At 73.0% G+C, this 14,399-nt stretch carries 13 protein-coding genes; 7 read left to right on the top strand and 6 right to left on the bottom strand.

Annotation, left to right across the window (positions count from 1 at the left end; translation table 11 throughout):
* Window positions 1-1,128: 1,128 nt before the first annotated feature.
* The 4 genes from AC0B61_RS26880 (at window position 1,129) to AC0B61_RS26865 (ending at window position 4,876) form a co-directional block, all read left to right on the top strand.
* A complete protein-coding gene (locus tag AC0B61_RS26880) occupies window positions 1,129-2,610 on the top strand; it encodes an FAD-binding protein (protein WP_471743415.1) in 1,482 nt (493 codons plus the stop codon).
* Window positions 2,611-2,813: 203 nt separating this feature from the next.
* Window positions 2,814-3,287 carry an SRPBCC family protein gene (locus tag AC0B61_RS26875; protein WP_471743413.1) on the top strand — a complete coding sequence of 158 codons (474 nt, stop codon included), beginning with the start codon at window positions 2,814-2,816 and terminating at the stop codon, window positions 3,285-3,287.
* A gap of 15 nt (window positions 3,288-3,302) precedes the next feature.
* On the top strand, window positions 3,303-4,205 hold the full coding sequence (locus AC0B61_RS26870) for an alpha/beta fold hydrolase (RefSeq protein WP_471743411.1): 903 nt from the start codon (window positions 3,303-3,305) through the stop codon (window positions 4,203-4,205).
* A gap of 2 nt (window positions 4,206-4,207) precedes the next feature.
* Complete coding sequence (locus tag AC0B61_RS26865) at window positions 4,208-4,876, top strand: 4'-phosphopantetheinyl transferase family protein (RefSeq protein WP_471743409.1); 669 nt, start codon at window positions 4,208-4,210, stop codon at window positions 4,874-4,876.
* Between the two features lie 94 nt (window positions 4,877-4,970).
* On the opposite strand, the gene AC0B61_RS26860 is transcribed toward AC0B61_RS26865, so the two are convergent.
* The 3 genes from AC0B61_RS26860 to AC0B61_RS26850 all read right to left on the bottom strand — a co-directional run bounded on the left by AC0B61_RS26860 (window position 4,971) and on the right by AC0B61_RS26850 (window position 7,912).
* Entirely contained in the window at window positions 4,971-6,149 is a 1,179-nt protein-coding gene (locus tag AC0B61_RS26860) for an SGNH/GDSL hydrolase family protein (RefSeq protein ID WP_471743407.1), read from the bottom strand.
* A gap of 56 nt (window positions 6,150-6,205) precedes the next feature.
* Window positions 6,206-6,787 (bottom strand): TetR/AcrR family transcriptional regulator, encoded by a 582-nt coding sequence (locus tag AC0B61_RS26855; protein WP_471743405.1) that lies wholly within the window; start codon window positions 6,785-6,787, stop codon window positions 6,206-6,208.
* Window positions 6,788-6,904: 117 nt separating this feature from the next.
* Window positions 6,905-7,912, bottom strand: a complete 1,008-nt coding sequence (locus tag AC0B61_RS26850) for an AraC family transcriptional regulator (protein ID WP_471743403.1) — start codon at window positions 7,910-7,912, stop codon at window positions 6,905-6,907.
* Window positions 7,913-8,111: 199 nt separating this feature from the next.
* On the opposite strand from AC0B61_RS26850, the gene AC0B61_RS26845 reads away from it, so the two are divergent.
* The gene (locus AC0B61_RS26845) at window positions 8,112-8,606 is read left to right on the top strand and encodes an anthrone oxygenase family protein (protein ID WP_471743401.1); all 495 of its coding nucleotides are present in this window, start codon (window positions 8,112-8,114) and stop codon (window positions 8,604-8,606) included.
* A 49-nt stretch (window positions 8,607-8,655) separates the two neighbouring features.
* Here AC0B61_RS26845 and AC0B61_RS26840 read toward each other — a convergent pair whose 3' ends face one another.
* The 3 genes from AC0B61_RS26840 to AC0B61_RS26830 all read right to left on the bottom strand — a co-directional run bounded on the left by AC0B61_RS26840 (window position 8,656) and on the right by AC0B61_RS26830 (window position 11,192).
* Window positions 8,656-9,351, bottom strand: coding sequence for a polysaccharide deacetylase family protein (locus tag AC0B61_RS26840; protein WP_471743400.1), 696 nt, complete (start codon window positions 9,349-9,351; stop codon window positions 8,656-8,658).
* A gap of 227 nt (window positions 9,352-9,578) precedes the next feature.
* The gene (locus AC0B61_RS26835) at window positions 9,579-10,175 is read right to left on the bottom strand and encodes an anthrone oxygenase family protein (RefSeq protein WP_471743398.1); all 597 of its coding nucleotides are present in this window, start codon (window positions 10,173-10,175) and stop codon (window positions 9,579-9,581) included.
* Window positions 10,176-10,355: 180 nt separating this feature from the next.
* Entirely contained in the window at window positions 10,356-11,192 is an 837-nt protein-coding gene (locus AC0B61_RS26830; RefSeq protein ID WP_471743396.1) for a Rossmann-fold NAD(P)-binding domain-containing protein, read from the bottom strand.
* Between the two features lie 467 nt (window positions 11,193-11,659).
* Here AC0B61_RS26830 and AC0B61_RS26825 point away from each other — a divergent pair, with 467 nt between their 5' ends.
* Together AC0B61_RS26825 and AC0B61_RS26820 are read left to right on the top strand one after the other, a co-directional pair.
* A complete protein-coding gene (locus AC0B61_RS26825; protein ID WP_471743394.1) occupies window positions 11,660-12,991 on the top strand; it encodes a hypothetical protein in 1,332 nt (443 codons plus the stop codon).
* Window positions 12,992-13,072: 81 nt separating this feature from the next.
* On the top strand, window positions 13,073-14,356 hold the full coding sequence (locus AC0B61_RS26820) for an AAA family ATPase (RefSeq protein ID WP_471743420.1): 1,284 nt from the start codon (window positions 13,073-13,075) through the stop codon (window positions 14,354-14,356).
* Window positions 14,357-14,399 lie beyond the last annotated feature (43 nt).

The raw sequence follows: 14,399 nt of genomic DNA, 5'->3' as shown, positions 1-14,399 counted from the left end.
ACAGCACGGAAGCGACCAGCGGACCACCGGCACGCGAGCGACACGGAAGCGACGACCCGCGAAGCGGGTACCGACCGCAGCACGCACCCGCCTGGGCCGACACCACCCTCAACTACCGGCCACCACACGCGAACCCGCGACCCGGCCCCCGCACCCGGCAACCCCGGGCCACAACCAGCACCAGCACCAGGACCGGCACGGCACGGCACGGCACGGCAGCAACGACCGTAGGGCCGCCAGCAGACCAACACCGGCCCGCCGACAACCCCCCGGCCGGACAACGACACGCAACGACCGGACACCACGACGACCGGACCACCGGCACACGAGCGACACCGAACCACAACCCGGGGCCCCGCACCCACCGCGGCAGACACCCACCCGGCCGGCAACGACCTCAACTACCCGCCACCACACGCCGACCCGCACCCCGACCGCCACCACAGCCGACCGCCACCACACCCGGCAACCCACGACCAGGACCCCCACCAGGACCGGCACCCAAGCACCACCACCGCCCCCGGAACCCGGAACCCAGCAGCCGACCACCACGGCAGCCACGACCGGACCACCGGACACGAGCGACACCGAACCACAACCCGGGGGCCCACACCCACCGCGGCAGGCACCCACCCGGCCGGCAACGACCTCAACTACCCGCCACCACACGCCGACCCGCACCCCGACCACCGCAACGCCCGGCCACCCCACGACCAGGACCGGCACGAAGGCACCACCACCGCCCCGGACCCCGCGGCCCGGCCACCACCGGCCCGGACACGAACCCCCCGCACCACAGCACCACACGGCAGGCAGCAGGTACTCGACACCCGGCACCCCGGGGCCGCGCACCCGCTCGACGCCGGCCCCCACAACTCCACACCCCCGAACCGGCCGCCACCCCACCACCCCGGGCACCGGCCCGGACACCCCCCACACGCCCGCCCCCGACCCCCGGGGCCCGCGGGCCACCACCACACCCCCACACAAAACCCACCCGAACCCGAACCCGAACCCGGCCCCGCCCCCGCCCCCGGCCCCCGGCCCGCCTCCTGTCCCGCCCCCCGCCCCGGCCCGGTGTTGCCCGCACCCGCCCGCCCACACCACCGATCAGGAGAACCACCCGCCATGAACCGACCACACCCCACCCGGCGCGCCCTCCTCACCGGCGCCGCCGCCACCGTCATCGGCTACAACACCGCCACCCGCTCCTGGGCCACCACCGACACCCCCGCCACCACCCCCCTGATCCCCGTCCCCGCCCTCCAGGGCACCCTCACCACCGACCCCGCCACCCGCACCGCGTTCGCCCACGACTTCGGCCGCCTCACCACCACCACCCCCTACGCCGTCCTCACCCCCGCCGGCGCCCAGGACATCGCCACCATCATCAACTTCGCCCGCCGCAACAACCTCAAAGTCGCCATGAACGGCCAGAGCGGCACCGGCACCGACCTCGAATCACACTCCAACTACGGCCAAGCCGGCGCCGCCGGCGGCATCAGCATCAACGCCCGCGCCCTCAACCGCATCCACGCCATCACCCCCACCAACGCCACCGTCGACGCCGGCGTCACCTGGGCCCAACTCACCGACGCCGCCCTCACCCACGGCCTCACACCCCCCTGCCTCACCGACTACCTCCACCTCTCCATCGGCGGCACCATCAGCGTCGGCGGCATCGGCTCCACCGTCCACAAACACGGCCTCCAAGCCGACACCGTCGAAGCCATCGAAATCGTCACCGGCACCGGCCGCATCCTCACCGCCACCCCCACCCGCAACACCGACCTCTTCCACACCGCCCTCGCCGGCGCCGGACAAGTCGGCATCATCACCCGCGCCACCCTCAAACTCATCCCCGCCCCCCACAACGCCCGCGTCTTCACCCTCTACTACGACGACCTCACCACCTACCTCACCGACCAACAAACCCTCCTCAACGACGGCCGCTTCCCCTCCCAAGTCGGCGAAATCCTCATCCAACCCAACGGACAACCCCCCCGCTACAAGATCGAAGCCGTCGCCCACTACAACGACACCACACCCCCCGACCCCGCACCCCTCCTCACCGGCCTCACCCCCCAACCCACCCACACCACCATCACCGACACCACCTACCGCGACTACACCTACCGCGCCGACACCTTCGCCGACACCATCAAAAAACTCGGCTACTGGAACGCCCCCAAACCCTGGCTCTCCCTCTTCCTCCCCGCCACCCAAACCCACACCTTCCTCACCGAAACCCTCCCCCACCTCACCCCCGACGACATCGGCCAAGGCCTCCTCCTCTGCTACCCCTTCCACACCGACAAACTCACCCACCCCCTCGCCATCACCCCCGACGAACCCATCGCCTACCTCTTCGACCTCCTCGCCTTCCCCCACCCCGACACCAACCCCCAACCCGCCCTCGCACGCAACCGCACCCTCTACGACCGCGCCACCCAACTCGGCGCAAAACGCTACCCCGTCGGCGCCATCCCCCACATGACCCCCACCGACTGGCAACACCACTACGGCCCCCACTGGACCACCCTCACCACCACCAAAAACCACCACGACCCCACCCACACCCTCACCCCCGGCCAAAACATCTTCCCCTAACCCCACAAAAACCCGAAACCACAAAACCCAGACAGCAAAAACCAGAAACAGAAACAGAAACAGAACAAAGAAATCAAGAACAGAGAAACAAAAAAGGGGAACCCGACCCAATGCCAAATCCCCCAACCACACCCCACCACCCACCCACAACCCCCCCACACCCCAACCCCACCCACCCCCCCAAACGCAAAGGAAACAAACCCATGCACGCCATCCACCACACCGACCACACCCTCCTCCCCCACCCCCCCACCACCGTCTGGAACGCCATCATCAACGAACTCAACGGCACAACCACCTGGTGGCACCCCCACAACACCCACCAACCCGGCCCCACACCCCCCCACCACCCCAACGGCACCACCCACACCACCATCCACCCCAACGGCATCGGAAAACCCGGCCCCAAACTCCACTTCACCTCCACCACCACCCACATCACCCCCCACCACACCCTCACCCAAACCCACACCGGCCACTTCCACGGCACCACCACCTACACCCTCACCCCCCACCACAACAACACCCACACCCACCTCACCATCACCTTCACCACCACCCCCCACCACTGGCCCAAACTCCTCCACAAACTCACCAACCTCACCACCAAACACACCACCGCCACCCAACACGCCCTCACCAACCTCCACCACCACCTCAACAACAACGCCGAATAAAACGAGGACACCGTCATGCAGACCGCCGTCGAAATCCCCCCCCTGACGACTGACCACGCCGTCACCGCCACCGACCACACCGCCACCACCGACGACTACGCGCGGCTGGCCATCACGGTGCACCAGCCGGAGACGCCCGATCAGGGCCGGCCGCTCATCGTCCTGGTCCACGGGTGGGCCGCCTCCCGCACCGTCTGGCACGACACCGCCCACCGCCTGGCAGCCGCGGGGCACACCGTCGCCTCGTACGACCAGCGTGGGCACGCTTCTTCCACGTCCGGGCGGGAGCCGATCAGCATCGGGCGCCTCGCCCGGGACCTGGGCACGGTCGTGGGGACGTTGACGTCGACGACGCCGGAGCGGCCGGTCGTCCTGGTCGGGCATTCGGGCGGTGGCTACGCGGCGCTTGCCTGGGCCACGGAACTCGCCGCTTCGCGTCCGGCCAGTGGGAGCGGGCGGCTGGCCGGGCTGGTGCTCGTCTCCACTGCCTCGCACGGCCAGAACACCCCGGCGAGCGAGGTCAAGATGATGGGCTCCCGGCTGTTCAGCCGCGCCTTGCGAACGCCGTGGCTGGGGCGCAAGTTGCTCGGCCAGACACACGGGCCGCTGGCCACCCTGGAGGCTCGCGAGGCGAACCGGCGGCTCTTCGCCCGTACCCGGCCGCAGACTCGGGCGGCGTGCTTCGCCTCGACGCAGGACATGGACCAGCGTGCGGGGCTCGCCCGGATCTCCGCTCCGGCTGTCGTCATCACCGGCACCGAGGACAAGGTCGTCAAGCCGGCCTTCAGTCAGGAACTCGTCGCGGCGCTGCCGCAGGCCACGCTGCACGAGGTGGCGGGGGTCGGGCACATGGTCCCGCTGGAGAGTCCCCGGCTCATCGCCGATCACGTCCACCAACTGGCCCTGGCCGGCCGCTAGCCGTGCCGACCATCACCGCTCACGCCGGCGTGCTGGCCTCGCTCCTGCCGCCGCACGTCCGTTGCGCCGAGGCGTTCGACGCCATCGACGCGGGCCGCCTCCACCCCTCGGAGGCGGCCTACATCCGCGACCGGTCCCCGCGCCGCCGTCAGCAGTTCACCACTGCCCGGACACTGGCCCGCCGGGCCCTTGCCGAACTCGGCCAGCCCCCGGCGCCGTTGCTTCCCGGGCCCGGCGGCGCGCCGCAGTGGCCGTCGGGTGCCGCCGGCAGCATCACCCACACGCACGGCTACACCGCCTGCGCGGTCGCCAGTACCGCGCACAGCACCTCGATCGGCATCGACGCCGAGCCGGTCCGACCACTGCCGCACGGCGTCCTGGACCTGGTCAGCGGCGAGGACGAGCGGCTCCGGCTCGCCGCACTCCCCAGGGGCGCCGTCCCCTGGGACACTGTTCTCTTCAGCGCCAAGGAGGCCGTCTACAAGGCCGTCCACCCCCTCACCCGCACGTGGACGCCGCTTGCCTCGATCACCGCCACCGTCCACCCCGACGGCACCTTCACCGCCCGGCACCCCCACCACCCCGGGACCTGCACCGGCCGGTGGGGCACACACCGGGGGGTCATCGTCACCGCCGTCGCTCTTCCGGCGAGGACGGCCCTCGCCGCTTGAGTCGCCCGAACGTCCGCCCCCGAGCCTCCTGGCTCCCGCCGAGCGATGAGTGACGAGTGGCGAGTGGCGAGTGGCGAGTGGCGAATACGGGCACTCACGCACCGGCCGGGCGGCCCGCCGACGGCAGCGGGCCGCCGGGGGTGAGGGCCAGCCGGGCGAAGCGCTCGGCGATGACGCGGTGGGCCTGCGGGGAGGGGTGGAGGTCGTCGGGCAGCGGGTGGGCCTTGTGTTCGGGCTCACCGTAGAGGGCGAGCCCGTCCAGGTGGTGCAGGTCGAGGTCGCCGTCGGCCCGCCGCTCGGCGACGATGCAGGCCAGTTCCTCGCGGATGACGGTGAGGGTGAGGCGGCCGGCGGCACGTTCGGCCGGATCGCCGGTGGCCCGGAAGCGGAGGGTGCCGCTGCTGAAGTCGGGGGCGAGCGGGCCCGGGGTGTCCTCCTGGATGGGGCACAGCAGCGGGGAGACGACGAGCAGCGGCGTGGTCGGGTGGCCGTCGCGGACGGTGTCGAGGAAACCGTGGACGGCCGGGGTGAAGGCGCGCAGCCGCATCACGTCGGCGTTGACGAGGTTGATGCCGAGTTTCAGGCTGATCAGGTCCGCAGGGGTGTCGCGGATCGTGCGCGCGGTGAAGGGGTCGAGCAGGGCGCCGCCGCCGAAGCCGAGGTTGACGAGGTCGAGTCCCGCGCCGATGGCCACCAGTGCGGGCCAAGTGCCGGTCGGATAGGCCGCGTTGGAGCCGTGGCTGATCGAACTGCCGTGGTGCACCCACCGCTTGCGGGCACCGGCGGGTACGGCCTGCACGGGGGCGTCCGTGTCGAGGGCGATCAGTTCGGTCGTCTCGGTGTGCGGGAGCCAGATCTCGACGGTCTTGTCGCGGTCGGGCAGGCCGGTGAACTGTGCGCTGCCGGGCGGCCCTTCGGTCAGTTCCTGGCGGCCGGTGGCCAGGTCGACGGTGCGCAGGTTGCCGCCGGGGACGGTGGTCTGCGCGGTGAGCCGGCCGTCGACGAGGAGGTCGTAGACCCCGTCGGGCACGTTCGGGACGCCGGGGTAGGCGCGTTTGGTGGGGACGGTGTGCAGGGTGATCGCGGTGGCGCGGGTCCGGAAGGCCAGGCGGACGCCGGACGGCTGGGACTCGGCCATCGCGAGCTGGTCGTCGGGTGCCTGCCGGCGGGCGCGGGCGGGCAGGCGGTGCGGCAGCAGGCCCCGGCCGGTCGGCTCGACGTCGAGGTGGCCGTGGAGGAGGTCCTCGGTGACGGGGGTGGTGATCGTGGTCATGGTGCTTCTCCGGTCGGGTACGGGCGGCGGGCGGCGGGCCTCCGTCCGCAGGCCGTTCAGGTGGTGGTGCGGGCGGCGCCGCTCTGGCGGAGCAGGGCGTCGAGGGAGTCGATGATCCAGTCCCAGGACTGCCGCGAGTCGACGGCGGTGTGGCTGAATCCGCCGGCCGCCTCCAGGCTGATGTAGCCGTGGAAGACACTGCCGAGCATCCGCACCGCGTGGGTCTGTTCGGGTTCGGTGAGGTCGTAGCCGCGCAGGATGGCCCGGGTCATCTGGGCGTGCCGGACGCCCGCGCTGGCGGCGGCGGTCTCGGCGTCGAGGCGCAGGCGGGTGGCGTCGTAGCGGCCGGGGTGGCGGGCCGCGTAGTCGCGGTAGGCGTCGGCGACGGCGCCGAGGGCGTCGCGGCCCGCACGTCCGGCGAGGGCGTCGGCGACGAGGTCGGCGAGTTCTTCGAGGGCGTGCAGGGCGATCCGGGTCTTGAGGTCCTGGGAGCTCTTGACGTGGGAGTACAGGCTGGCGGTCTGGACGCCGAAGTGCCGGGCCACCGCGGCGACGGTCACCTGGTCGAAGCCGACTTCGTCCGCGAGTTCGGCGCCCGCGACGACCAGGCGTTCGACGGTGAGTCCTGCCCGTGCCATGTACTTCCTCCCGCGCTGTCCCGCCAGTGGCTCCAGCCATCAGCTACAGACAGTATGGGATTACCTAATCCATTTAGGCAAATGCCGAAGCGCTTACGTCGGAGCCCCGTGACCGGCTCAACCCGCCAGGATCACCGTCTCCGCCGGACCGGAGAAGCCCACCGGCTGCGACGGGGTACCGGTCGCGGCGAGCCGGCGGTGCTCCTGCGGGCTGACGCCGCGCACTCGCTTGAAGGCCGCCGAGAGGGCGAAGGCGTTGCTGTAGCCCACCTTGCGGGCCGCGAAGGCCACGGTGCACTCGGGCTCGCGCAGCAGATCGGCCGCGACGGCCAGGCGCCAGCCCGCGAGGTACGCCATCGGGGGCTCGCCGACCAGGGCGGTGAAGCGGCGGGCCAGGCCGGCCCGGGAGACCCCGACCCGCTGGGCGAGTTCGGCGACCGTCCAGGCGGTGGCCGGGTCGTCGTGCATCAGCCGCAGCACCGGACCGACCACCGCGTCGTGCTGGGCGCGGTACCAGGCGGGGGCCCCGGAGTCGGGGGCGGCGAGCCACGAGCGCAGGACGGAGACCACCAGCAGGTCCAGGATCCGGTCCAGGACGAGCTCCTGGCCGGGCTCGTTGCGCCCTATCTCCGCGGCCAGCAGGTGCACCAGGGTGTCGTCGGCACCGGTGCCCGCCGGGCGGACCAGCAGTGCGGGCAGGCACCCCAACAGGCGCTGGCCGATCTCGTGTTCGGCCTGGTAGGTGCCGGAGAGGACCACCGAGGAGGCCTGGTCGCCCTCGCGGCCCTGCCCCCAGGTCCGCACGCCCAGCGACATCACCTCGGAGACGTCCACCCCGCCGCGGGTGCAGACCTGGCCGGGGCCGACGATCACGTCCACCGGCGTGTCCGGGTCGTCCGCGACGGTGTACGGCTCCGGGCCGCGCACGATCGCCACGTCCCCCGGGTGCAGCAGCAGCGGGGTGCCGCGCTCGGGCAGGATCCAGGCCTCGCCGCGGACCATCGTCACCACGGAGAGCGGGGCCCGGTCCTCGATCCGCAGCGACCACGGCGGGGTGAGGATCGACCGCAGCAGGAACGCGCCGCGGGCCTTGGGGCCGTCGAGGAGTCCCGTCAGAGTGTCCATGATGCCAAGTGTAGACGGCCGGACATTATTTGACGCCTCGTCATTTGAGAGCCTCTTGAGCGATCGAGGTGGCCCGCGAGCGCCGGATGCCGGATGATCTGCCCACGGGGTAGGACCGGCACGCAGCGACAGCGCTGCGGCAACAGCGCTGGCGACAGCGACAGCGATAGCGACAACGCGAAGTGAGGGGCTCACGACGATGGAAACGGCACGCACACTCGTCCTGGTGGCGGCCACTGTCACCTGTGGACTGACCGCCGGACTGTTCTACGCGTTCGCGTGCTCGGTCATGCCCGCGCTCGCGCGGGTCGAGGACCGGACCTTCATCGAGGTCATGCAGCGCGTCAACGTGGCGATCCTGAACGGCTGGTTCGTCCTCGGCTTCGTCGGCGCCCTCCTGGCCACGGCGGCCGCGGTCGCCCTGCACCTGCCCTCGGACGGCCACGACGTGCTGCCGGCCACCATCGCCGCGCTCGTCCTGTACGTCGCGGTGATCGGCGTCACCCGTTCGGTCAACATCCCGCTGAACGACGAACTGGCCGCGGCCGGGACGCCGCAGCGGATCGCCGACCCGGCCGCCGTGCGCGGCCGCTTCGAGGCGCGCTGGGTGCGCTTCAACGTGCTGCGCACGCTGCTCGCCACGGCAGCCCTCGGCTGCCTCGCCTGGGCGCTGGTGCTCAACGGCCGGAGCTGACACCGGCATTCACCGGCGGCGCCCCGCCACCCTGTGCGGCCGTACGGCCTCAGCCGCACAGGGTGGCGAAGCCGTACCCGCGCGCCTTGAGCGTGGAGATGATCGCCGGCAGCGCGGCCACCGTCTGGCTGCGGTCGCCGCCCCCGTCGTGCAGCAGGACCACCGAGCCCGGGCGGACGTTGTCCAGCACCCGCGACCGGATCGCCGCCGATCCCGGCCGGGACCAGTCCGCCGGATCCACCGACCAGAGCACGACCTGCTTGCCGAGCGCCGCCGCGTGCGCGCGCACCGTGCCGTCGACCGCGCCGTACGGCGGGCGCAGGCAGCCCGGGGTGCGGCCGGTGCGGGCGCGGATCGCCCTGTCCGTGTTCAGCACCTGCGAGTCGAGGGCGGAGCCGGAGAGCTTGCGCAGGTCCGGGTGCGACCAGGAGTGGTTCTGCACGCTGTGGCCCTGCTTGGCGACCTGTGTGGTGAGCGACGGATGGGCGTTGACGTTCTGCCCGATCTCGAAGAACGTCGCGCGTACCCCGTAGCGGGACAGCGTCGCGAGGACTCCGGGCGTGTAGGCGGGGCTGGGGCCGTCGTCGAAGGTGAGGTAGACGACCTTGCCGCCCGTGCCGCCTGCTGCCTCCGCCGGCGCGGCCGGAAGCGTGACCGCCGCTCCCACCGCCAGCGCGACGGCGAGCCCGCCGGTCGCGATCCGGAGCCGTCCAACTGCCGCGCGCCTGACGGGTCGTACGGACATGCGTGCCCCCCTGTGCGTCGGAACTGCGGTGCACCGGCCAGTGTGCTCCGATGACCCGGCCGCCGCGACCCGCCGGGCGGCGGAGGCGGCCGGAATCGGCCAGCCGCACGAAGGGTCGCGCCTCCCGCCTACCGCACGACGGGTTGCGCGCCCCTGCCGTCGGGCACGCCGAAGCGCTCCCGACAGGATCCGCCGGGAGCGCCGACTGCGGTACGGGGCGGCCGGGTTCAGCGCCCGGAGCGGCCGTGCAGTACGAGGGAGCGGGTCAGGGCGAGCAGGGCGCCGGTGCACAGCGCGGTGCGGAGCATGTTGACCGGCACCCAGCTGTCGGCGAACTGCGCCCGCACCGCGGCGAAGTCGTGGATCTGGGACGGGTCACCGGCTGCCGCCAGCTGGTTGTTGAGCGGGATGTTGACGCCCATCGTCACCACCAGCGCCACCACGTACAGCGCCGTCGCGGCCGCCGCCCACAGCGCCGCCTGCCGACGGCCCGCCTTGTGCTGCAGCCACGCCGCCAGACCCGTCGCGACGAAGGCACCGACGAAGACCAGGCCGAACATCCCGTTCTCGATCGACTTGTTGATGTGCTGCATCGCCGTCACGTACGTCCGGTCGTCCCCGGCCGCCAGGCCCGGCATCACCGACACGTCGAAGGCGAAGAACAGCCCCGCCATCAGCCCCATCGCGACGGTGGCACCCATCAGCAACGGCCCGACGGCCTTGCTGCGCGTGGCGGGGGCGGCCGGGGCCGCGCCGCCCGCCGGGCCGGCGGAGGGCTGTGGAGCGGTGGAGGAAGCAGGAGTCGGGGTCTGGTTCGAGCGCATAGGTCATCCTTCGGTTCTCCCGGTCCCCGCCCAGCGCGGGGACCTCCCGGTGCCCGGCCGCACCGGCCTCCTCACCGCTCCCGGCCGCGGCCGGGGTGGGCGGTCAGGGGGCCTGCGCCGCCCGGTACCGACGATCTGTTGAACTGCCGTACGAACGGCGGGTGTCGCGGTCTGGGCTGGTCACGCGTTCCACACGCCCGAGGCGGCGGCCTCCCGGGCGTAGTCCGCGAAGTCCCGCGGCTCACGACCCAGCGCACGCCGCACCCCGTCACCCAACGACGCGTTGCGGCCGTCCAGGATCACCGAGAACAACTCCGCGAAGTCCCCCGGCAACCCCGCCTCCTCCAACACCCCCCGGTACGCCTCCTCGGACACCGCCTCGAACCGCACCTCACGACCCACCGCACCCGACAACTCCACCGCCACGTCCGCGAACGACAGCAACCGCGGCCCCGTCACCTCGTACACCTCCCCCGCATGCCCCGCCTCCGTCAACGCCGCCACCGCCACGTCCGCAATGTCCTCCGCATCCACGAACGGCTCCACCGCACCACCCACCGGCAACGCCAACACCCCCGCCAGCACCGGCTCCAGGAAGAACGACTCGCTGAAGTTCTGGTCGAACCACGCGCACCGCACCACCGTCCACGCGGCCCCCGACTCCATCACCGCCTTCTCCCCCGCCTCCGCCGCCTCCTCACCACGCCCCGACAACAACACCAGCCGACCCACCCCACGAGCCGCCGCCAACCGCGAGAACGCCCCCACCGCCTCCACCGCGCCCGGGAACGCCAGATCCGGGTAGTACGTCAGATACGCCGCACTCACGCCCTCCAACGCCGCCTCCCACGTCCCCCGGTCATCCCAGTCGAACGGCACCGCACCCGACCGCGACCCCACCCGCACCCCGAAACCCCGCGCCACCAACCGGTCCGCCACCCGCCGACCCGTCTTGCCCGTACCGCCCACCACCAGCACGACACCGGCATCCACCGAAAGATCCACCACACCAGCCATCACGATCACCCTCGCTCGGAGTCGAAACCAGTCGGATCGGTCGGACGCGGTGCGGGGTTCCCGGAACCCTCCGCGTCCGTCCTCGTGCCACCAGTCAAGGTCACTCCGGGCCGGCGAACCATAGCCTCCGCACTCAGCTCCATGCGCGAACGTCTACGCCCCGGCACGCCCCCGGCACGTCCTCGGCTCGCCCTCGCGCTGCCCCGCCCGGCCCCCGACACCCGGGGCCGCGCCTTCTCTCCGCCCACCACCAGAACACACCCAAGCCGCCACGAACCACCCGACTTGACCGGGCTTCCAGCGGCGCTTGAGCACCCTGCGGGCCTCCGGCGAACACCCGGCGGCCCTCCGGCGACGGGCGGACGAAACGGTGTGGCGGGCGGGCGGCCGCGAGCGCTATGCTCCCCGGCGATGACCACTCACGCTGTTCACAGATTGGGGGTCCTGTCCGCGAAGAGTGAGTGCTGATGCTCACCACGATCGCGAACGGGAACGACTCCCGCCTCATCCTCTGGCGGCGCGTACGCGAGTACGCCGTGCCGCCCTCCATGATCGAGACCGCCACCGCCCGCCGGCTGTCCGGCGACTGGGCCGGGGCCTGCGCCGCCGCCAACGTCGAGGTCGACTTCCGCCTCGGCGACGTCGCGCGCATCCACGGCCGGGCGCTCGCCGACCGGCTTCGCGCCGATCTCCGCTGCCTCGCACCCGACTTGCTGCGCTGGCACCTGCCACGGTCCGCGCCCGACGGGCTGCTGCGCCCCGGGCTCACCATGGCGCTGGCCCGCTACCCGGGCGAACAGCCGGTGTCCCTGGTCGTCCGCACCCCGCCCGGCTGGGCGGAGTACGGGCAGCGGATCGCCCTGGCGCTCTGGGACGGGCCCGGCGGCGACGGCCGGTCACCGCACCCGCATCCGCATCCGAGCCGCCGGTTCCGCTTCGACCTGCACCGGCACCTCTGGGACGCCGGGCGCAGCGGGGAGCTGGCCGTACGCTCCGGGGCCGCCACTCCAACCGGCCGTTCCGGTACGGAGGTTGGCGTTGCCACGGGGCGCGGCGCCGTCGACCGCTGGGCTGCCGAGGCCGAGCTGTTGCGGCGCGCCGAGGGACGCCCCGACGGGCCCGTCGTCGTACGGCTCGAACGGCGGCGGCGGCTGGTCCTCGGGCCGGACGGCGATGTGGCGGAGGCCGTCGGGGACACCTCGGCGCTGCCACTGCTGCCCGACGCCGCGACCTGGGTGCCGCCCGACCTCGACCTGCTCCGTAGCGGCGTGATCGAGCCGGCCCGCCTGCACCCGCTGGTGGCCGACGCGTTGGCACCGGGCGGCCCGGCGCAGACCTGCGCGAGCCCGCCCGCGCCGCTGTCGACGCAGCGGCTGGTGGACTGCCGAGGGGCCCGGCACCGGATCGGCCTGGTCGACGGAGTGCTCACCCCGCTCGACCACGACCCGGCCGAGCTGCGCCGCGAGGAGCTGCTCGCCGCCCTGTCCGGCACCCCGCTGCCCTGCCTGCGCGCCGTCGACCTGGCGCACCGCCGCCCGCACGAACTCGACGGAGCCCGCGAGCGCTTGGACCACGGCGACACCGCCGGAGCGCTGGCACTGATCGAGGGCCTGCTCGGCCCGGAGGCGGTGCTGCGCGACGGCCCGCTGCGGGACGAACTGGCGGCGGCCACGCAGCGGCGGATCGCCTACGGCCTCTACCGGGCCGGCCTCACCGCTCCCGGCACCGTCGCGTCCCGGCCGAACCGGTGCCCGCGCACGCACTACTCACGCGCCCACCGCGCCGTCGTCCACTACTGATGCCGTCGCCGGCCCACAGACGCTGAACGCCCTTCCGTACCAGACTCCTTGAGGTGATGACCCATGACCATGACCACGACCATGCCCGCCCACACCCCCGAAGCCGCCCGCACCGACGCGGACTGCGCTGACACGGACGGCGCTGACGCCGCCCGCCCCGAGGCCGCCCGCCTCGACGTCGCCCGCCGGCTGCTCGACCTGCTCGACGACACCACCACCGAACCCCGCGCCGACTCCCAGCTGGAGGCCCTCACCCTGGCCGTCGCCGCCGACCTGCCCGTCCTCCTGTGGGGCGAGCCCGGCATCGGCAAGACCGCCGCGCTCCACCAGCTCGCCGAGGCCCTGGAGCTGCCGCTGACCACGGTGATCGCCAGCGTCCACGAGCCCTCCGACTTCTCCGGGCTGCCCATCGTCGGCGACGACCCGGCAGCGCAGGGCGTCCCGATGGCGCCGCCGGACTGGGCGGTGCGGCTGGTCCGGGCCGGGCGCGGACTGCTGTTCCTGGACGAGCTGTCCACCGCGCCGCCCGCCGTCCAGGCGGCGCTGCTCCGAGTGGTCCTGGAACGCCGCATCGGCACGCTCCGACTGCCGCCCGGCGTACGGATCGTGGCCGCCGCCAACCCCCGCGCCTCCGCCGCCGACGGCTGGGAGCTGAGCCCGCCACTGGCCAACCGCTTCGTCCACCTGCAGTGGGTGCACGACCACGAGGTGGTGGTGCGCGGCCTGGGCGGCGTCTGGCCGGTCGCCACCCTGCCCCGGCTCGACCCGCACGCGCTGCCGGAGGCCGTCGCGCTCGCCCGGCGCGCGGTGTGCGGACTGCTCGCCGCCCGCCCCGAGCTGGTGCACCGCATGCCCACCACCGAGGCCCGGCGCGGCGGTGCCTGGCCGTCCCCGCGCAGCTGGGACATGACACTGCGGCTGGTCGCCTTCGCGACCGCGGCCGGCTCCTCCCGGGACGTGCTGTCGCTGCTGATCCGCGGCACCGTCGGGGACGGCCCCGGGCTGGAGCTGATGGCGAGCATGGACCGGATGGACCTGCCCGACCCCGAGGACCTGCTCGCCGACCCCGCGGGCGCGGTGCTCCCCGACCGCGGGGACCTGCGCCAGGCGGTGCTGGACGGGGTCGTCGCGGCCGTGCGCAACCGGCCGTCCCGGGCGCGCTGGGACGCGGCCTGGGCGCTGCTGGTCGGGGCGCTGGAGACCGGTGCGCCGGACCTGCTGGTCGTCCCGGCCACCACCCTGGCCTCGCTGCGCCGGGAGGACTGGGACGTGCCGCCGTCGATCGAGCGGCTCGCCCCGGCCCTGGCGCTCTCCCGCCGGGCCGACCGCGCCGCCGCCCGCGTGGCGGGGAAGGCGGGCCGGTGAGCAACCCCACGCCGGACACCTCGAAACCGGACGCAGGAAAACC

The sequence above is a fragment of the Kitasatospora sp. NPDC023385 genome (genome assembly GCF_055664045.1).
The sequence above is the reverse complement of the archived record's forward strand: the minus strand, read 5'-3'. Positions and strand labels throughout refer to the sequence as shown.

Coding starts and splice junctions, on each gene's coding strand:
- AC0B61_RS26825 (WP_471743394.1), top strand. CDS start 11,660: ATGCTCACCACGATCGCGAACGGGAACGACTCCCGCCTCATCCTCTGG.
- AC0B61_RS26855 (WP_471743405.1), bottom strand. CDS start 6,787: ATGGCACGGGCAGGACTCACCGTCGAACGCCTGGTCGTCGCGGGCGCC.
- AC0B61_RS26860 (WP_471743407.1), bottom strand. CDS start 6,149: ATGACCACGATCACCACCCCCGTCACCGAGGACCTCCTCCACGGCCAC.
- AC0B61_RS26850 (WP_471743403.1), bottom strand. CDS start 7,912: ATGGACACTCTGACGGGACTCCTCGACGGCCCCAAGGCCCGCGGCGCG.
- AC0B61_RS26830 (WP_471743396.1), bottom strand. CDS start 11,192: ATGGCTGGTGTGGTGGATCTTTCGGTGGATGCCGGTGTCGTGCTGGTG.
- AC0B61_RS26840 (WP_471743400.1), bottom strand. CDS start 9,351: ATGTCCGTACGACCCGTCAGGCGCGCGGCAGTTGGACGGCTCCGGATC.
- AC0B61_RS26835 (WP_471743398.1), bottom strand. CDS start 10,175: ATGCGCTCGAACCAGACCCCGACTCCTGCTTCCTCCACCGCTCCACAG.
- AC0B61_RS26880 (WP_471743415.1), top strand. CDS start 1,129: ATGAACCGACCACACCCCACCCGGCGCGCCCTCCTCACCGGCGCCGCC.
- AC0B61_RS26870 (WP_471743411.1), top strand. CDS start 3,303: ATGCAGACCGCCGTCGAAATCCCCCCCCTGACGACTGACCACGCCGTC.
- AC0B61_RS26845 (WP_471743401.1), top strand. CDS start 8,112: ATGGAAACGGCACGCACACTCGTCCTGGTGGCGGCCACTGTCACCTGT.
- AC0B61_RS26820 (WP_471743420.1), top strand. CDS start 13,073: ATGCCCGCCCACACCCCCGAAGCCGCCCGCACCGACGCGGACTGCGCT.
- AC0B61_RS26875 (WP_471743413.1), top strand. CDS start 2,814: ATGCACGCCATCCACCACACCGACCACACCCTCCTCCCCCACCCCCCC.